The organism is Marinobacter sp. G5_S1_61_S3, from assembly GCF_054968585.1.
Genome location: NZ_JBQKUK010000007.1, coordinates 190,595 through 207,874 on the forward strand (window position 1 = coordinate 190,595; position 17,280 = coordinate 207,874).

At 58.0% G+C, this 17,280-nt stretch carries 17 protein-coding genes; 6 read left to right on the forward strand and 11 right to left on the reverse strand.

Features of this window, described 5'->3' with window-relative positions; translation table 11 throughout:
* Nucleotides 1–10: 10 nt before the first annotated feature.
* Together ACTRWH_RS09005 and ACTRWH_RS09010 are read left to right on the forward strand one after the other, a co-directional pair.
* A complete protein-coding gene (locus ACTRWH_RS09005) occupies nt 11–364 on the forward strand; it encodes a translation initiation factor Sui1 (protein ID WP_036209515.1) in 354 nt (117 codons plus the stop codon).
* Nucleotides 365–424: 60 nt separating this feature from the next.
* The gene (locus ACTRWH_RS09010) at nt 425–1,678 is read left to right on the forward strand and encodes a D-amino acid dehydrogenase (RefSeq protein WP_075197048.1); all 1,254 of its coding nucleotides are present in this window, start codon (nt 425–427) and stop codon (nt 1,676–1,678) included.
* Here ACTRWH_RS09010 and ACTRWH_RS09015 read toward each other — a convergent pair.
* The 9 genes from ACTRWH_RS09015 to ACTRWH_RS09055 all read right to left on the reverse strand — a co-directional run bounded on the left by ACTRWH_RS09015 (nt 1,675) and on the right by ACTRWH_RS09055 (nt 10,804).
* On the reverse strand, nt 1,675–3,324 hold the full coding sequence (locus ACTRWH_RS09015; protein WP_075197049.1) for a fatty acid--CoA ligase: 1,650 nt from the start codon (nt 3,322–3,324) through the stop codon (nt 1,675–1,677). The two genes, ACTRWH_RS09010 and ACTRWH_RS09015, sit on opposite strands and share 4 nt — an antisense overlap.
* 185 nt (nt 3,325–3,509) lie before the next feature.
* Nucleotides 3,510–3,791: a pyrimidine/purine nucleoside phosphorylase gene (gene ppnP / locus ACTRWH_RS09020; protein ID WP_007154483.1), complete on the reverse strand. Its 282-nt coding sequence runs from the start codon at nt 3,789–3,791 to the stop codon at nt 3,510–3,512.
* Nucleotides 3,792–3,863: 72 nt separating this feature from the next.
* Complete coding sequence (locus tag ACTRWH_RS09025) at nt 3,864–4,196, reverse strand: Na+/H+ antiporter subunit G (protein ID WP_075197050.1); 333 nt, start codon at nt 4,194–4,196, stop codon at nt 3,864–3,866.
* A 39-nt stretch (nt 4,197–4,235) separates the two neighbouring features.
* Nucleotides 4,236–4,505, reverse strand: a complete 270-nt coding sequence (locus ACTRWH_RS09030) for a K+/H+ antiporter subunit F (RefSeq protein ID WP_075197051.1) — start codon at nt 4,503–4,505, stop codon at nt 4,236–4,238.
* Nucleotides 4,502–4,990: a Na+/H+ antiporter subunit E gene (locus ACTRWH_RS09035; protein ID WP_075197052.1), complete on the reverse strand. Its 489-nt coding sequence runs from the start codon at nt 4,988–4,990 to the stop codon at nt 4,502–4,504. The genes ACTRWH_RS09030 and ACTRWH_RS09035 overlap by 4 nt, the downstream gene beginning before the upstream one ends.
* Nucleotides 4,990–6,507: a monovalent cation/H+ antiporter subunit D gene (locus tag ACTRWH_RS09040; RefSeq protein WP_075197053.1), complete on the reverse strand. Its 1,518-nt coding sequence runs from the start codon at nt 6,505–6,507 to the stop codon at nt 4,990–4,992. The genes ACTRWH_RS09035 and ACTRWH_RS09040 overlap by 1 nt, the downstream gene beginning before the upstream one ends.
* On the reverse strand, nt 6,504–6,875 hold the full coding sequence (locus tag ACTRWH_RS09045) for a Na+/H+ antiporter subunit C (protein WP_075197054.1): 372 nt from the start codon (nt 6,873–6,875) through the stop codon (nt 6,504–6,506). Before ACTRWH_RS09045 ends, ACTRWH_RS09040 begins: the two co-directional genes overlap by 4 nt.
* Nucleotides 6,875–9,682, reverse strand: a complete 2,808-nt coding sequence (locus ACTRWH_RS09050; protein ID WP_085679695.1) for a monovalent cation/H+ antiporter subunit A — start codon at nt 9,680–9,682, stop codon at nt 6,875–6,877. The genes ACTRWH_RS09045 and ACTRWH_RS09050 overlap by 1 nt, the downstream gene beginning before the upstream one ends.
* Before the next feature lie 309 nt (nt 9,683–9,991).
* The gene (locus tag ACTRWH_RS09055; RefSeq protein ID WP_075197056.1) at nt 9,992–10,804 is read right to left on the reverse strand and encodes a crotonase/enoyl-CoA hydratase family protein; all 813 of its coding nucleotides are present in this window, start codon (nt 10,802–10,804) and stop codon (nt 9,992–9,994) included.
* 114 nt (nt 10,805–10,918) lie between these two features.
* Here ACTRWH_RS09055 and ACTRWH_RS09060 point away from each other — a divergent pair, with 114 nt between their 5' ends.
* On the forward strand, nt 10,919–12,973 hold the full coding sequence (locus tag ACTRWH_RS09060) for an FAD-dependent oxidoreductase (protein ID WP_462826299.1): 2,055 nt from the start codon (nt 10,919–10,921) through the stop codon (nt 12,971–12,973).
* Between the two features lie 89 nt (nt 12,974–13,062).
* Here ACTRWH_RS09060 and ACTRWH_RS09065 read toward each other — a convergent pair whose 3' ends face one another.
* Together ACTRWH_RS09065 and ACTRWH_RS09070 are read right to left on the reverse strand one after the other, a co-directional pair.
* The gene (locus ACTRWH_RS09065; protein ID WP_007154474.1) at nt 13,063–13,227 is read right to left on the reverse strand and encodes a hypothetical protein; all 165 of its coding nucleotides are present in this window, start codon (nt 13,225–13,227) and stop codon (nt 13,063–13,065) included.
* Between the two features lie 114 nt (nt 13,228–13,341).
* On the reverse strand, nt 13,342–14,337 hold the full coding sequence (locus ACTRWH_RS09070; RefSeq protein WP_462826300.1) for a helix-turn-helix domain-containing protein: 996 nt from the start codon (nt 14,335–14,337) through the stop codon (nt 13,342–13,344).
* Between the two features lie 193 nt (nt 14,338–14,530).
* Here ACTRWH_RS09070 and ACTRWH_RS09075 point away from each other — a divergent pair, with 193 nt between their 5' ends.
* From ACTRWH_RS09075 to ACTRWH_RS09085, 3 genes are all read left to right on the forward strand, one after another.
* Nucleotides 14,531–16,333 (forward strand): acyl-CoA dehydrogenase, encoded by a 1,803-nt coding sequence (locus ACTRWH_RS09075; RefSeq protein WP_036209548.1) that lies wholly within the window; start codon nt 14,531–14,533, stop codon nt 16,331–16,333.
* Between the two features lie 111 nt (nt 16,334–16,444).
* Nucleotides 16,445–16,705, forward strand: a complete 261-nt coding sequence (locus ACTRWH_RS09080) for a hypothetical protein (RefSeq protein WP_041332374.1) — start codon at nt 16,445–16,447, stop codon at nt 16,703–16,705.
* Nucleotides 16,706–16,839: 134 nt separating this feature from the next.
* Nucleotides 16,840–17,142 carry a hypothetical protein gene (locus ACTRWH_RS09085; protein WP_007154470.1) on the forward strand — a complete coding sequence of 101 codons (303 nt, stop codon included), beginning with the start codon at nt 16,840–16,842 and terminating at the stop codon, nt 17,140–17,142.
* The last annotated feature ends 138 nt before the right edge of the window (nt 17,143–17,280 follow it).

Sequence of the window (17,280 nt, forward strand, 5' to 3'; positions counted from 1 at the left end):
TGAGGACGTTATGAAGAATCGTTCTGGGGGACTGGTGTTCTCCACGGAACAGGGGCGTATGTGCCCGGACTGTCGCCACCCCGTTGATGAATGTGTTTGCGGGGCACCGGCTCGCCCCTCCGGTGATGGCGTTGTGCGCGTCAGTCGGGAAACCAAGGGGCGCAAAGGAAAGGGCGTTACCTTGATTACCGGTATTCCGATGGACGACAAGGAACTGAAAGCGTTCGCGAAGGTGTTGAAAGCCCGATGCGGAACCGGCGGCACGGTGAAAGAAGGCACCGTGGAGATCCAGGGTGATCAGCGAGACCTGCTGGTGCCCCTTTTGAAGGAAAAAGGTTGGACGGTGAAACGGTCCGGTGGCTGACATTGTATACCCACATGTATACTATGTAGAGTTCTGAACTTGTTCAACCGGAGAAAATGGATGCACGTACTGGTGCTGGGTGCAGGTGTTGTTGGTGTTACAAGCGCATGGTTCCTGAGGCAGCAGGGATATGATGTGACGGTAGTGGACCGGCAAAATCAGGCAGGCACCGAAACCAGTTATGCCAACGGCGGCCAGATATCGGTATCCCACGCCGAGCCCTGGGCCAAACCTTCTGCCCCCTTGAAGCTACTTAAATGGCTGGTCCGGTCCGATGCACCGCTGCTTTTTCGTCCCCGCCTGGACCCGGTCCAGTGGCGCTGGGCGATGGCTTTCCTGAAGCAGTGCACTGCTTCCCGGGCGGCTTACAACCTTCGGCAGATCGTGAATCTGGGGATCTACAGCCGCGCTCATTTACAAGCGTTGCGCCAGGACATCGGCATTGAATACGACCACCTCGAGAGAGGCATCCTGCATTTCTACACCAATCCTGAGGAATTCGAATTGGCCCTGAGGCCGGCCCGCATGATGCGAGAACTGGGGTGTGATCGTCAGGTGATTGACACCAACAGGGCCGTCGAACTGGAACCCGCCTTGGCTCCAGTTAAAGACCGGATTGCCGGCGCCACGTACACCGCGGAAGATGAATCCGGTGATGCCCGTCGATTCACTCAGTCCCTGGCGAAAAAGGCTGAGGAAGCCGGTGTGGAGTTCCTCTACAACAGCGAGATCCTGGGGTTCGAGAACACCCAGGATCGTGTTCTCGGAGTCAATGTTATACGTGAAGGTCGCCACCAGATCCTTCGTGCCGACAACTACGTGCTGTGCCTGGGTAGCTTCAGCGCTATTCTTGCTCGAAAACTGGGCCTGACTCTGAACATTTACCCAGCGAAAGGCTACTCCATTACGGTGCCGGTGAAGAGTGAGGCCGCTGCCTTCAACGTCAGCCTTACCGACGATGAATACAAGCTGGTGTACTCAAGACTGGGCGACCGCATACGGGTCGCAGGCACCGCGGAACTGAGCGGCTACAACCGGGCACTGAACCTGACCCGCTGCCGAACGATCGTCCGGCGCACCGCAGAGTTGATGCCCGATGCGGGGCACTGGGAAAGGGCCGAGTTCTGGGCCGGATTGCGCCCGGCGACCCCCTCCAATGTGCCCTACATCGGAAAGAGCCACTTCGGCAACCTCTACCTGAACACCGGCCACGGCACGTTGGGGTGGACACATTCCTGTGGTTCCGCGGCCGCTTTGGCGGACATTGTGGCTGGTCGCACCCCCGATGTGGATTTTGCGTTTACCGGGCTTTAGTGTTCCTGCAACTGATCCCGAATCAGTTTCTTGTTGATCTTGCCAACGCTGGTTTTCGGTATGTCGTCGACGAAATCAATCTGGTTCGGAATGGCCCACTTATTGATCTCACCGGAATCCACGAACTGCTTCAGGTGGTTCTGGATATCGTCCAGTGACGCTTCCTCTCCCGGCTTCAGGGTAACCAGTGCGTGGGGCCGTTCGCCCCATTTCTCGTCGGGCACACCCACCACCGCTGCACCGGCGACGGCTGGATGCTGACTGATCAGGTTTTCCAGATCCAGGGAGGACAGCCATTCACCGCCGGTTTTGATGACATCTTTGATGCGGTCCTTGATCAACAGTGTGTTGTCTGTTTCCAGGCTTGCCACATCCCCCGTGTGCAGCCAGCCACCTTGCCAGAGCTCCTCGCCTTTCTCCGGCTCCTTGAAGTAACTCTGGGTCAGCCACGGTGCCCGGGCAACCACTTCGCCCTTGGCCTCGCCGTCGTGGGGGACCGGTTCGCCCTCCGGATTCACGATTTCCAGTTCCACCATGGGCACGGCAATACCGGTCTTGATGCGCTTGGAGGTCTGCTGCTCCAGGGGCAGTTCCAGATCCTCTGCTGTCAGGTGAGTGGTGCTGAGAAGCGGGCAGGTTTCCGACATGCCGTACCCCGTGTACATGGATACGCCCAGCTTCGCCCCGGCGTCACATAGGCCGCGCGTAAGGGCGCTGCCACCGATCAGTACGTGCCAGTTGCTGAGGTCGGCCGTCTTGATGGATTCGGTTGCCATCATCATCTGCATGACCGTCGGCACACAGTGGGAGAAGGTCACCTTGTGCTCCTTGAGGAGGTCTACCAGCAGTTCCGGTTCATAGCGTCCGGGGTAGACCTGTTTTATGCCCAACATGGTGGCCGCGTAGGGCACGCCCCAGGCGTGTACATGGAACATGGGGGTCACGGGCATGTAAACGGACGAGGACCTCAGTAGCGGCATCTCATCATACGCAGACAAAGAGCCGGTCATGGCCAGCGTATGGAGAACGAGCTGGCGGTGACTGAAGAAAACACCCTTTGGATTCCCGGTGGTGCCGGTGGTGTAGAAGGTGGTGGCAATGCTGTTTTCGTCGAAGTCCGGGAAGTCGAACGTTGTACCGGCCTTGGCAAGCAGTTGTTCGTATTCGCCGAGTGATGGCAGTGATGTGGTTTTCGCTTGTGCCTCGTCACTCAGTTGGATGTAGTGTTTGACTGTTTTAATCTCGTCCTTCACACCTTCCAGGATGGGCAGGAAGTCATCGTGGACCATCACCAGGTCGTCTTCTGCATGGTTCATGGTGTAGACGATCTGCTCGGGCGACAGGCGTACGTTCACCGTATGCAGCACGGCGCCAATCATCGGGATGGCAAAGAAGCATTCCAGGTACCGGGGCGTATCCCAGTCCATCACAGCAACGGTATCGCCCGGTTTGACACCCGCGTCGGTGAGGGCGTTGGCCAGTCGGTTGATACGTTCAACCAGGTCGGTATAGGTGTACTTGCTGCGGTTGGCGTAGACGATTTCCTGGTCGGGAGAGTACCGGGGGCCGGAAAGAAGCAGTTGTTTGATCAGCAGTGGGTATTGGTGAGCGTTGTCTGCCGGCTTCAGGATGCGGGTCTGTGCCATGGTTCGGTGCCTCTCTCAATTGTTTAATTTATAACGAGAAGAGGGGTAAATCTGACACAGTTTCTGGCTTACGGAAACCTTTAGGCGATAAAAAAGCGCAGATCCGGTGCAGCGGGATTTAAATGGCCCGCTGGTCCCGGTCTGCGCTCTCGATGGGGTGTTCGCGAGAGGTTATTCGCGAGAAACTATTCGTAAGTGCAGAGGTAGGCCGTGTCGATGTCAGTCCGGGCCTTGAAGCTGGCCTGTCCCGCCACTTCAAAAAACTCGCCGGAACCGTAGGTCATCCATTCTTCCATGCCAGGCAGGAGAACGGTCAATACGCCACTGATCACCGTCATGGTTTCTTTCTTGCTGGTACCAAACTCATACTCGCCCGGGCTGATCACCCCCACGGTAGCCGGAAGACTGGAGGTCTGGAAGGCGATGGATTTGGCCTTGCCGTCGAAATACTCGTTAACTTTCAGCATGGGATACGCTCCTCAAAATTGTGGGAGCCTACTATACGGGAATTTTGTGCAACTCCAATGACAAATTTGCCGTTACTGGTCCCAGGTATTTCCACGTGTGTTGTCGGTTGTGGACACGCCGATATGCATCGCCGCCTTTGCCAGAATGTTGGCGCTCACTGGAGCGGTCAGGAAAAGGAACACGGTGATGAGCACTTCGGCAATGCCTATACCTTCTCCTTTGCTGCTGAAGTAGATGACTGAGCCCAACACAATGGCGCCTACGCCCACGGTGGTGGCCTTCGTTGGGCCATGCAGGCGTGTGTAGAAGTCAGGTAGTCGAGCCAGGCCAATGGCGCCGACCAGGGTGAAAAAACCACCGACGATCAGTAACAGTGCAATGGCGTATTCGGCAATGGGACTCATAACGGGGAACCTCTGGTCACAGGATGCTTGCCTTGTAGGTTATTCAATCACGCTGCCGCGCTTCAGGTATTTGGCCATCGCCACGGTACCGACGAAGCCCATCACGGCGATCAGCAATGCGGCTTCAAGATACAGGCGTGTACCCAGCGTTATTCCGAGCAGGACAATCAGCGCGATAGCATTGATGTACAGGGTGTCCAGCGCCAGTACCCGATCCGGCGCATCTGGCCCTTTGATCAGTCGATAGACATTCAGTACCGCCGCCAGGACAACCATGGCAATGGTGACGTACAGCGCGATGGTAATCATTGAAACATCTCCTTCAGGCGTGCCTCGTAGCGGGTGCGGATCGCGTTGATCACCTCGTCGTCGCTCTCGGCGTCAAGAGCATGGATTAGCAGCAACGTTCTGTCGTCACTGACATCGGCGCTGACTGTTCCCGGTGTCAGGGAAATGGTGCTGGCCAGCATGGAAATGGCCAGGGGGTGCGTCAACTCCAGGGGATAGGAGACCAGTATCGGTTTGGGTTCGCGGCCGCTGAGTATCAGGCGGGCGACGGAAACGCTGGACACCAGGATATCGTAGAGGACAAGGACCAGATACGGCGGCAGCTTCCAGGGACGCGCGAAGAAGGGAGGGTCCGGCCAGAAGCCGCGGGTCAATTGTGGAATCATCCAGGCCAGGACCAGCCCCATGACAACACTGGCGCCAGAAACGCCGTCACTCAGGAACTGCCAGACGGTAAACAGGATGAGGCTGAGGTATGGCTGTGGAAAGCTCAGGCGGTCAAGCATTACTTTTCCTCCCCAACCATGGGTTTGCTCAGGATTTCTGTGTAGGCACTGGTGTCATGGAGCTGTGCCGCCGTATCTTCGGCGTAGCGGCTGATTGGCCCTGCCAGGATGACCATCACGATACTCAGAGAAATCAACGCGCTGGCCGATACAGACAGGGATGGTGTCAGCTTTTGAGGTTCTTCAATATGACCTTCCACGTTGCGCCAGAACACGATACTGCCTGCGCGGCTGTAGGCGATCAGCGTGAAAAAGCTGCCAATCAGCAACACGCTCCAAAGCCAGGCAACATCCGACTCGGTCACTGCCGACTTGAGAATCAGCAACTTGGCAAAAAATCCACTGAGGGGCGGCAGGCCCACGGCAGCCACCGCCCCCATCAGGAATAGCACACTCAGGAAGGTGCGGTTGGCGATCCGTGGCGCAGTGACAATTTTGTCCTGGGCGCTGCCACGTTGGCCATCAACGAGATCGGCCACCAGGAACAGGCCACCGGCCACCCAGGTGGTGTTGAGGAGGTAGAACAATGCAGCGGATGTGCCGGCCACCGTGCCAAACGAAATGGCGGCAAGCAGCGTCCCGACAGAGATAATCACCTGCCAGGCAATCAGTTTCCTCAGGCTCGCGGCACCCAGGGCCCCGATGACGCCCATGGTCAGAGTGATCAGCGCCAATGGGAAGAGCCAGTCCATACCCAGGCCCGACAGCTCACCTGCCTGGTTGCCAAAGATCAGGGTGAAGACGCGGATAATGGCGTAGATACCCACCTTGGTCATGACCGCAAACAAGGCTGCGACTGGCGCTGTGGCGTTGGAATAGGCGCCGGGTAACCAGAAGCAGAGCGGCAGGATGGCGGCTTTCAGGCCAAAAACCACCAGCAACATCATGCCGCCGGCTTTCACCAGGGGAAGGTTCTCTTCGGCCACCTGCGGAATCTTGACCGCCAGGTCTGCCATGTTGAGCGTTCCCGTTACGCTGTAAATCATGCCGACGGCGATCAGGAAGACGGCAGAGCCCGCGAGATTCAGAACCACGTAATGCAGGCCAGGAACGGTTCGGCTGGTGCCTTCGCCATGCATCAGTAAGCCATAGGAGGCAATCAGCAGAACCTCGAACGCAACGAAGAGATTGAACAGATCACCCGTGAGGAAGGCGATGTTCAGGCCAAGTAGCTGAAAAAGGAACAGCCCGTGGAACTGACGGCTGCTCTCGTCGGTACCACCGATGGCATAAATGTGACAAAACAGCGCCAGCACCGCGGTCATGACGAGCATCAGAGCCGCGAGCCGGTCCAGCACCAAAACGATACCGAATGGTGGTTGCCAGTTACCAAAGGCATAGAGGCGATAACTACCGTCGTCGGCGAGAACAAGAAGGACGATCGCAGCAACGAGCATCAGCACTGTGGTGGCAATGGCGAGCGTCCGCCTCAAGGCGATGGGCGCGTATCCCATAAAAGCCTGCAATATGCCGCCGATCAGCGGAATCAGTATGGGAGCAGTCAGCCAGTGGTTCATGTGTTGGCGCCCTCCTGCTCCTGCTTTTGCACAGTGCTGTCCTGTTCTGGAACGCGGCCGTTGACATGGTCGTCGTTGTTGTCGGCAAGACTGCGCAACGACAGCACAACGACGAAGGCGGTCATGGCGAAACCGATCACAATGGCGGTCAGCACCAGTGCCTGGGGCAGGGGGTCGGAATAGGTTTCCGCGCTGCCGATGATGGGCTGGCCACCGGTCGCCAGCCGTCCTGACGAGAACAGGAACAGGTTAACGCCATAAGACAACATGGTCAGGCCCACCACAACGGGAAAGGTGCGGGCTCTGAGCATCAGGTAAACCCCGGAGGCAGTCAAAGCCCCGATGACCACCGCGAATGCAAGCTCCATTATGAGCCCTCCTTATAGTTGGTACTCTTGATGGCCGAATGGGGCGACAGGCGACCAACGCTGGTCAGTGCCAGCAGTGTGGCTCCGATGACGGTCAGATAGACGCCGAGATCGAAGATCAGCGCCGAGGCGACCTCGAACTTTCCAACCACAGGCCAGTAAACGTAGTCGAACGTGGATGTGAGGAACGGATAGCCGAATGCGAAACTGCCAGCCCCGGCGATCAGTGCAAACAGCAGCCCCAGGCCGATGACGTTGTGGTAGCGGATTGAAATACGGCCCTGGGTCCAGGACATCCCGCTGGCAATGTATTGCAGGATCAACGCCACCGCAGTGATCAATCCGGCGATGAAGCCGCCACCCGGCATGTTGTGGCCGCGCAGGAATATATAGGCGGAGATCATCAGGGCCAATGGCAGCATCGGCCTGGCAATCTGCTGCAGCATCATCGGGTACGCATCCCGCGTCCAGGGATGGCCCTGGCCGTCACCCGGAGGCGGGGTCAGGTCGACATTGCGCAGCATTGCGTAAATGCCCAGTGCCGCAATGCCCAGAACCGTGATCTCACCGAGGGTATCGAAGCCACGGAAGTCCACAAGAATGACGTTGACCACGTTGGTGCCACCGCCGCCGGGTTTGCTGTTCTCGAGGAAAAACTCCGAAATGGACGTAAACGGCTGTGTCAGCATGGCCAGAGTAATGAGTGTCATACCGATACCAGCCGCGCCAGCGATCAGAATATCCCTGATGCGGCGGCCTTTCGGCGTCTCGATTGGCGTCCAGGACGGCATGTAGTACAGCGCCAGCATCAGCAGGACAATCGTTACCACTTCAACCGACAACTGCGTCATCGCCAGATCCGGAGCTGAGAAGCGGGCAAAGCCGAGGGCAACAAGAAGCCCGACGACGCTGAGCAAAACCAGCGCAAAGAACCGGTCACGATGCACTGCCGCCGTACCCAGGGCCGCAACCACCAGGATGGCAACACCGATAAGCGTGGGCCAGTCCACCGGGCTGAGCCCATTGCTGCCAATGGCAATCCCCAGGTCCCAGAGAGGGAGCACGGCAACCGCAATCACACTGACGATCAGCAACATGGCGTAGCGCTGCAGTGAGCCGTTCTCGATGTAGGCAGTAACGGTATGGGCAGTGTCCGAAATTCGGCTAACGATGGCCTCGAAGACCGCTTTTTCATCAATTTCCTTGAAACGGGCGTGGAAATCGAAAAACCGCTGGCGCTGGGTATACATCAACAGGCCCCCGAAGAAGGCCACGAAACTCATCAGCAGCGGCAGGTTAAAGCCGTGAACAACCGTCAAGTGATACTCGGGAACGTCGCCACCCAGAGTGGCAGACGCTGCAGCATAGAGCAGTGGGCCGACGGAGAACGCCGGGAACATGCCAACCATCAGGCAGGCGAAGACCAGGATCTCGACCGGTATCTTCATGTACCTTGGCGGCTCATGGGGCGGAAAGATAGGCAGGTTGACGGGCCGACCGTTGAAAAACACGTCGTGGATGAACCGCGCCGAGTAGGCAACGGCAAATATGCCGGCCAGCGTTGCAATAAGCGGAGGCAGATAGGCCCACAGGCCGGGAAGATTCAGTTCCAGGGCTTCGGCGAAGAACATCTCCTTGCTCAGGAAACCATTGAGCAGCGGCACACCCGCCATCGACGCTGCCGCCACCATGGCCAGCGTGGCGGTATGAGGCATGTAGCGCCAGAGGCCATTGATCCTGCGCATGTCCCGGGTGCCGGTCTCATGGTCAATAATGCCGGCGGCCATAAACAGGGACGCCTTGAATATTGCGTGGTTGATCACGTGAAAGACCGCGGCGACGGCAGCCAGCTGGGTCCCCATACCGAACAGCAGGGTGATCAGGCCAAGATGACTGACCGTTGAATGAGCGAGGAGGCCTTTCAGATCATGCTTGAACATAGCGACATAGGCGCCAATCAGCAGCGTGGCCATGCCGGTAAAGCTCACCATGTAGAACCACTGTTCGGTGCCGGCGAGGGCCGGGTAAAGCCGGGCCATCAGGAAAATGCCGGCTTTCACCATGGTGGCTGAATGCAGATAGGCCGAAACAGGTGTCGGCGCCTGCATGGCGTGGGGTAGCCAGAAGTGGAACGGGAACTGTGCGGACTTGGTGAACGCGCCCAGCAGTACCAGCGTCAGTGCCACCGGGTACATGCTGTGGTTCTTGATCAGATCCCCGGCGGCGAGAACGTCCTCCAGCTCATAGCTGCCCACGATGTTGCCAATCAGCAGAATGCCTGCCAGCAGTGCCAGGCCGCCACCGCCGGTAACGGCCAGCGCCATCCTTGCCCCGCGGCGGGCGTCTTTCTTGTGAGTCCAGAAGCTGATTAACAGGAACGATGTCAGGCTGGTCAACTCCCAGAAAACCATCATCAGCAACAGGTTGCTCGACAACACGATACCAAGCATGGAGCCTTTGAAGCACAGCAGAAGCGCGTAGAACTTACCGACGTTCTCGTGGGGCTTCAGGTAGTAGCGGGCGTACAGGATGATCAATAGCCCGATAATCAGGATCAGCAGGGTAAAAAGCAGCGATAGGCCGTCCAGGCGAAAGCTGAAAGACAGCCCGATGGCTGGCAGCCACTCGGTGGTGTGCTGCACGATGCCGCCGTCGGCCAGGATTGCCCAATGGGGGTATAGTGCCGCCAATCCAATGATGGCAGGGACACAGGAAATGACAGCAATTGCCGTGCGTCCGCCCTGGGCGAACAGCGGAGCCGCCAGGGCTCCCAGAAACGGCAGTAAAACGACCAGCGGTAGCGACATCGCAACCTCTTGTTGGCTTTCTTCTTTATGGATGGAGAAGCAAATGTTGCCTGAGTTTAGCCCCCGGTGTCCGTGCTTGCACGGGCAACCATATGAATGGTGGCCAGGATATCAGCAGTGATGGGGTGGATCCGGGAAGTAGGGCAAGCTGCCGCGATGCTTCTTTGCATCAGCAGCGACCGGTGAAAAGCCGGGATGTGTATTAGCCAGGGACCTTGCGGTCGTCATGGTTGCTCCGATAATCAGTTACCCTGGCTGATGATACGTGGCCGTCTACGCAGGTCAAGTACGCTGACCATTTATCCGCGTTCAGAAATCACGGCGGTCCTGGTAGGGTTTGTCGGGAGAGCCGGAATTCCGGGCAACGGCAATGCGCTGGTTAGCCCGCCCGAGTACCTTCTTCTGCAGCTTTGTTTCCCAGTCCAGTGCGGTTCTGTCGGTGGCGTTCCAGCTGCGGTTGAACAACAGCTTGCTGGCGGCGACGGCGTCTGGCGAGCGCTCGGCCAGCTCGCGGGCGAAGTTCATTGCTTCTGCCATGGGATCGTCGCTAACGCGGCTGACCAGGCCCATGGCTTTTGCTTCCGTGCCGTCGAATCGTCGCGCGGTCATGGTCAGTTCCTTGGCCAGATCAATGGGCACCAGTTCCCGCAGGGTCACCGTCAGGCTCATGTCTGGGATCAGCCCCCACTTGCTCTCCATGATGGAGAATTCGCAGTCGCTGGTGGAAAACCGAAAGTCGGCACCCAGCGCAATCTGGAAACCACCACCGAAACAGTAGCCATGGGTAACCGCAATTACCGGTGCCGGCACATCCCGCCATAAATAACCGACATTCTGGGCAAGGTTGCTGATCCTGCGGCCAGGTTTGACCAGCAGCTTGAGGAAATTCACCGGATTCTTCGACACGGTCTTCACATCCAGCCCGGAGCAGAAAGCGTCTCCGGCACCGTTCAGTATGATGGCGCGCACACTGCGGTCTTTCTTCAGGGTTTTGGCCGCCCTGGTGATCGCCTCGAACATGGGCATGTCCAGACCGTTGTATTTATCCGGCCGGTTCAGGGTCACGATGGCGATACCGTCCTCAATCGTGATCAGTACCCGTTCAGAATCGCGTGTGCTCATAGTGTGGGTTCCATGTCATACGTTAGTCGTAGGCCGCTATGCTACCATGTTGCCTCCTGATGAAAACGTCCGCATGAGACGAGACGACCAGACGACCAATCAAAGAGAAACAACATGACCGCAGCCTACCCGAACCTGCTGAAACCCCTCGACCTGGGTTTCACCGAGTTGAAAAACCGCGTGCTTATGGGCTCCATGCATACTGGCCTGGAAGACCGGTTCTGGAACATCCACAAGCTTGCCCGTTATTTTGCCGAGCGTGCGGAAGGCGGAGTGGGGTTGATGGTTACCGGGGGCTTTTCACCCAACTTTGTCGGCCAGCTTTCGCCCCTGGCGTCCACCATGAACCATCGTGGCACCGCCATGCTTCACCGTCATGTCACCAGTGAAGTTCATGACGCTGGCGGCAAGATTTGCCTGCAACTGCTTCATGCCGGTCGCTATGGCTACCAGCCGTTCAGCGTATCCGCCTCGGCCACCAAGGCGCCGATTACGCCGTTCAAAGCTCGCGCGCTCTCCACCAAGGGGGTCGATAAGCAGATTGATGACTTCGTCAGCGCCGCGAAACTGGCGAAACTGGCCCGTTATGACGGCGTTGAGGTTATGGGGTCGGAAGGGTATTTCATTAACCAGTTCCTGTGTGAGAGAACCAATAAGCGTACTGACAAATGGGGCGGACCGTTCGAGAACCGCATGCAGTTGCCGGTGGAGATCGTTCGCCGCATGCGGGAAGCGGTCGGCCCCGAGTTCATTATCATTTACCGCCTGTCGATGCTGGACCTTGTAGAAGGCGGGCAGACCTGGGACCAGGTGGTGCAATTGGGCAAGGCCATCGAAAAAGCCGGTGCCACCATTATCAATACCGGTATCGGCTGGCACGAAGCCCGAGTGCCAACGATCGTGACGTCGGTGCCACGGGGCGGTTTTGCGGATGTGACCGCCAAGTTTTACGGCGAAGTGGACATTCCCGTGTGCACCACCAACCGCATCAACACCCCGGAGAAAGGCGAGGAAATCCTCGCGGCGGGCAAGGCCGATATGGTGTCCATGGCGCGACCGTTGCTGGCGGATTCGGAATTTGTGCGCAAGGCCGAGCAGAACCGTAGCGACGAAATTAACACCTGTATTGCCTGCAACCAGGCCTGTCTGGATCACGTGTTCCAGCTCAAACGGGCGTCCTGCCTGGTGAACCCGCGCGCCTGTCACGAAACCGAACTGGTCCTGACGGTGGCTCCGGTCAGCCGCCGCGTGGCGGTGGTCGGAGCCGGTCCTGCCGGTTTGGCCGCCGCGACCACTGCCGCCAAGCGGGGTCACAAAGTGACGCTGTTTGAAGCGGATGACAAAGTTGGCGGCCAGTTCAACTACGCCAAGCGCATCCCCGGGAAGGAAGAGTTCTATGAAACGCTGCGTTACTACCAGCGCCAGATCGAAATCCTGGGTATTGAACTGAAGCTCAATACCCGCGTGGATGCCGATGTATTGGGAGGGCAGGGCTTTGACGACGTGATCATCGCCACGGGCGTGAAACCGCGTACGCCAAGAATTGATGGCATCGACCACCCGAAGGTGCTCGGTTACCTCGATGTTCTGCGCCACAACAAGGCCGTAGGCCAGTCAGTAGCGGTGATAGGTGCCGGTGGTATCGGCTTCGATGTCAGCGAGTTCCTCACTCACGAATTCGGTCATCACCCCGAGGGAGAGCAGGTCAGCATGGCAGACTGGCAGGCTGAGTGGGGCGTTGATCCGCAATTCGACGGGCCGGGCGGCCTGGCTGAGCGCAAGCCGACATCGTCACCCCGCAAGATCTACCTGATGCAGCGGAAAACCAGCAAAGTCGGCGGTGGTCTGGGCAAGACCTCTGGCTGGGTACATCGCAACAGCCTCAAGCACCGTGACGTTGAGATGCTGAGAGGGTGTAGTTACGAGAAAATTGATGATGACGGTCTGCATATCACGCTGTCCGACAAGGACGGTAAGGTCACCGAGAGTAAGGTTCTGGCGGTAGACAACGTCATCATATGCGCAGGTCAGGAACCGTTCAGGGCGTTGTTTGATGATTTGGTCAATCGGGGTATTCAGACCCACCTGATAGGTGGTGCGGACGTGGCCGAAGAGCTGGACGCCAAGCGTGCTATTCGGCAGGGGACGGAAGTGGCTGCCCGGATCTGACCGGGTGGACAATTTTGGTCATAAAGTGATCATCTTGATCATTTGTGACCCGTTTGGGCGTCAGTCATCGTTACGGTGACTGACCCGGGTTACCGAATGGCTTTCAGAGCCTCGCTGATGGCGTCTGCCTCGGCGGACAAAACCCGATAGCGAAGGCTATCGGCCTGCTGGCTGGCCTGAAGTAGCTGTTTCTGCTTCATGTCGTAAAGGCGACTGAGCAGTGCGCATTGCTGGTTTTTTTGCGGTGCGTTCATGGTATTACCCTCCACAGGGAGTAGCCTGTGTCAGTTATTTTTACGTTTTGCCTCGGCTTTTGGCCTTGTATTGAAAACTAAGCATAACCCGGGCCAAAAGCGCTCAGGCTCGGGTTACCTTCCGAATCTCGCCCGATAAATGCCGGGCGCCAGGCCGGTATGCTTCCTGAACAGACGGCTGAACGAACTGACATCTTCATAACCGACCAGCCGCGTGACTTCTTCAACCGCCACCCGCGAATTCTCCAGATGCTGCCGGGCCGCCTCTATTCTCAGAATCTGCAGGTAACTGGTGGGGGTGTCCCCGGTTGCCGCTTTGAACCGACGAATCAGCGAACGCTCCGTTAGATCGGCGAATGCGGCAAGGGCTTGCAGCGTCACCGGTCGGGTGTAGTTCACATCCAGCCAGTCCTGCAGTTTCAGAATCGCGGCATCGGAATGATAGCGCCGGGCCTGTAGCGCTCCATAAGGCGCCTGGCTGGTCCGCCCCGCATCAATAACAAACGCCTTCGCCAGTTCACGCGCCACCTTCGCCCCGGCGTAGCGTTCCACCAGATACACCCCCAGATCCCACCACGCCATACCACCGCCGGCACAGGCAATGTGCCCATCCACTGTAATCAGCTTTTCCGGCTGCAGGTCTACCCCGGGAAAGCGTTTTCTGAACTGGTTGCTGAACCCCCAGTGCGTCGTTGCCTGCCGCCCGTCCAGCAACCCGGCCTCCGCCAGCAGAAACGCCCCCGTGCAGTTACTGGCCAAGCGGACCTGTCCGGTTGGCGCCTCCCGAAAGCCGCCGAGCCAGTCAACCAACCCGGGATTGGCCTCCAGAACCTGCGCAATCGGCGCGCCAATCGTGGGTACAATGACCAGGTCTGCCTGCGAATTACCGGTGGGAATGTCCTGCCAGTCCCCATCGGCCATCAATGTTATCCCATTGATACACCGACAGGGCCGACCACCCTTGGTCAGCAATTGAGTGGTGAACTGCTGATCCGGAGGCGTATCGTTGATGCGTGCCCAGGTTACCCCCGCCAGTCGAAACAGGTCGATAACCCCCGTAATCGCACTGGCAAGCGCCCCATCAAACCCAATAACAGAAACCGTTCGCATACCACCTCCAAATCAGGGTGCCAGCCGGGAGGGTCTCCCGGTTGGTGCCCGTCTGCCGAGCACCACAAGCCGCGCATTCACAAAAGGAGACCTGGAATAAAAGTGGCAATTTTAACCATGATTATGTCATTAACGCCGGTTTCAACAAAAACAACCGTATGAGAGGCTATACGCCATAAACAGGAGACCCGAAATGACCGACACCCTGATTGACCGCCGCGACCTGGCGTTCCAACTCTACGAAGTACTCGACACCGAAAGCCTCAGCGAACGCGAGCGCTTTAGCGAACACAGCCGCGACACCTTCGACGCCGTCATCGAAACCGCCGACAAAATCGCCCGTGACAAATTCGCTACCCACAACAGCGCCGCCGACAAAGACGAGCCAAAATTCGTCGACGGCCAGGTGGAAATGCTGCCTCAGGTCAAAGAAGCCTTTGACGCCTACGCCGATGCCGGCTTCATTGCCGGGCGCTACGACTACGAACTGGGTGGCATGCAACTCCCCGAATCTGTCATGGCAGCGTGTAACGGCTTCTTCACCGCCGCTAACCCGGGCACTGCGGGTTACCCGTTCCTCACCACCGCTGCCGCCAACCTGATCCGCGTGTTCGGCAACGACCAGCAGAAAAGCACCTTCCTGCCACACATGCTCAGCGGCCGCTTCACCGGCACAATGGCCCTGACCGAGCCCCACGCCGGCTCGTCACTGGCTGATATCCGCACCTCGGCCACGCCGACTGACGACGGTCATTACCTGATCAAAGGCGCCAAGATCTACATCTCCGGCGGCGAACAGTCCCTCACCGAAAACATCGTTCACATGGTGCTGGCGAAGGTCAAAGGCGCCCCGGCAGGCGTAAAAGGCATCTCCCTGTTTATCGTGCCGAAATTCATCGTGGATGAAGAAGGCAACGCGACTGAACGTAACGGCGTGAACCTGGCCGGCCTGATTCACAAGCTGGGCTACCGCGGGACCACGTCAACGGCGCTCAGTTTTGGTGACGACGCACCCTGCCATGGCTATCTGGTGGGCGAGCCCCACCAGGGCCTGAAGTACATGTTCCAGATGATGAACGAAGCCCGTGTGGGCGTCGGCTTCGGCGCCGCCGTGATTGGTTATCGTGGCTACATGCACAGTCTGGAATACGCCAAGGACCGCCTGCAGGGCCGCAAGCCGTCAGAAAAGAACCCGGAGGCACCCCAGGTTCCCATCATTGAGCATGCCGATGTGCGACGCATGCTGCTGGCCCAGAAAGCCTACAGTGAAGGTGGCCTGGCGCTGTGCCTATACGGCGCACGCCTGATGGACGACCAGCACACCCATCCGGACGAGCAGAAGCGGATGGAAGCCGGCAAGTTGCTGGACCTGCTAACGCCAGTCATCAAGGCCTGGCCATCCGAGTTCGGCCCGAAGGCCAACGACCTGGCAATCCAGGTCTATGGCGGTGCCGGTTACACCCGGGAATACCCGGTGGAGCAGTGCTGGCGGGATAATCGCCTGAACCCGATTCACGAAGGCACCAACGGCATCCAGGCGCTGGACCTGCTGGGGCGCAAGATCTGGCAGGATCAGAGCCACGGCCTGCAGTTGCTGATGCAGGAAATGCAGGTGGACCTGGAAGCCGCCACCACCGATCGGTGCCAGCAATGGGCGCTGTCCCTCAGTGAAACCCTGCAGCAAGCAGTGAAAGTGACCCAGAGTCTGGGTAAATCCCTGATGTCGGAGGATCCCGACCGGGTGTTGGCCAACGCGTCCTGCTACCTGCACTTGTTCGGACATATCATCGTATCCTGGATGTGGCTGCGTCAGGCCAACGCCGCCGCCAAGGCCCTCGGTTCTGCCAACAGCGACGAAGAAAGGAACTTCTACCAGGGCAAGCTGCAGGCCGCCCAGTACTTCTTCCATTGGGAGTTGCCTACTGTGGCACAGGATCTGGTGCTGCTCCGCAACCAGGACGACACCTGCATGAACATGAAGTCGGAGTGGTTCTGAAACTGGCGGACTGACACAATCTAAACCAGACTGTAGGCTGGCCCCGGAACGCAGGTTTCAGCGTACCGGGGCGCTTTCCTATCCTGCTGCATCCACAGGGAAGAAGCTGCCATGACGTCGGGACACGCCTCCAATGCCTATCGCCCGGTACGCTGTGAAATTCACAGTTTGCTCCGGGAGTATCTGACCTCTTCAAAACTGGCCGAGATTGTCTATCGCGACGATGCCGGTCAGATCTGTACGACCCACGATGTCATCCGCGATCTCTTCAGTCGCGCTGGCCAGGAGTTTGTTTTTCTTGGGCGGGGGCACATGGTTCGCCTTGATCACGTGCTGACACTGGACGGTAAGGTCGTAGCCGGAGCCAATTAATGGCTACAGGTTATTGCTTTCGCTAACTTATTGTCGCTGCTAACAAAAACGTAATTCCCAAGTAATTGTGCCCGCTCCGTCACGGCCGTAGACTTGTCGCTGTTGTTTTCACACGCCAAAGAAAGGACACAGTTATGAACAAGCTGACACTGAGCGCACTGGCACTGCTGATGACGCTGGGCCTTGCGGCCTGCAGCCAGGATGACAACGAAGGCGTCGATCTCGAGGAAGCCGGCGACAACGTTGAGGAAATGGCGGATGACGCTGGCGATGCGGTCGAAGAGACCTACGAAGATGCCACCGGCCAGAATGACAGCGCCTGGGACGAAACCAAGGACGCTGCTGGAGATGCCGCCGAAGAAACTGGCGAAGCAATGGAAGAGACCGGTGAGGAAATGGGCGAAGCCGCTGAGGAAGCCGGCGACTCCATGCAATAAGATTGCGTCTGTGGCCTGCCCTTTATGGGCAGGCTTTTTTGGTTGTAAGAAATTGTTAAAGAAACTGTCTTTTTACTGTCTGAAATCTGTCACTTAACCCACCGACACTGTTCTCTCGAAAACCAATAACCCACCCGA

Bases quoted from the DNA above. Each gene is read 5' to 3' on its own strand.
- ACTRWH_RS09005 (WP_036209515.1), top strand. From the start codon at position 11: ATGAAGAATCGTTCTGGGGGACTGGTGTTCTCCACGGAACAGGGGCGT.
- ACTRWH_RS09010 (WP_075197048.1), top strand. From the start codon at position 425: ATGCACGTACTGGTGCTGGGTGCAGGTGTTGTTGGTGTTACAAGCGCA.
- ACTRWH_RS09015 (WP_075197049.1), bottom strand. From the start codon at position 3,324: ATGGCACAGACCCGCATCCTGAAGCCGGCAGACAACGCTCACCAATAC.
- ppnP (WP_007154483.1), bottom strand. From the start codon at position 3,791: ATGCTGAAAGTTAACGAGTATTTCGACGGCAAGGCCAAATCCATCGCC.
- ACTRWH_RS09025 (WP_075197050.1), bottom strand. From the start codon at position 4,196: ATGAGTCCCATTGCCGAATACGCCATTGCACTGTTACTGATCGTCGGT.
- ACTRWH_RS09030 (WP_075197051.1), bottom strand. From the start codon at position 4,505: ATGATTACCATCGCGCTGTACGTCACCATTGCCATGGTTGTCCTGGCG.
- ACTRWH_RS09035 (WP_075197052.1), bottom strand. From the start codon at position 4,990: ATGCTTGACCGCCTGAGCTTTCCACAGCCATACCTCAGCCTCATCCTG.
- ACTRWH_RS09040 (WP_075197053.1), bottom strand. From the start codon at position 6,507: ATGAACCACTGGCTGACTGCTCCCATACTGATTCCGCTGATCGGCGGC.
- ACTRWH_RS09045 (WP_075197054.1), bottom strand. From the start codon at position 6,875: ATGGAGCTTGCATTCGCGGTGGTCATCGGGGCTTTGACTGCCTCCGGG.
- ACTRWH_RS09050 (WP_085679695.1), bottom strand. From the start codon at position 9,682: ATGTCGCTACCGCTGGTCGTTTTACTGCCGTTTCTGGGAGCCCTGGCG.
- ACTRWH_RS09055 (WP_075197056.1), bottom strand. From the start codon at position 10,804: ATGAGCACACGCGATTCTGAACGGGTACTGATCACGATTGAGGACGGT.
- ACTRWH_RS09060 (WP_462826299.1), top strand. From the start codon at position 10,919: ATGACCGCAGCCTACCCGAACCTGCTGAAACCCCTCGACCTGGGTTTC.
- ACTRWH_RS09065 (WP_007154474.1), bottom strand. From the start codon at position 13,227: ATGAACGCACCGCAAAAAAACCAGCAATGCGCACTGCTCAGTCGCCTT.
- ACTRWH_RS09070 (WP_462826300.1), bottom strand. From the start codon at position 14,337: ATGCGAACGGTTTCTGTTATTGGGTTTGATGGGGCGCTTGCCAGTGCG.
- ACTRWH_RS09075 (WP_036209548.1), top strand. From the start codon at position 14,531: ATGACCGACACCCTGATTGACCGCCGCGACCTGGCGTTCCAACTCTAC.
- ACTRWH_RS09080 (WP_041332374.1), top strand. From the start codon at position 16,445: ATGACGTCGGGACACGCCTCCAATGCCTATCGCCCGGTACGCTGTGAA.
- ACTRWH_RS09085 (WP_007154470.1), top strand. From the start codon at position 16,840: ATGAACAAGCTGACACTGAGCGCACTGGCACTGCTGATGACGCTGGGC.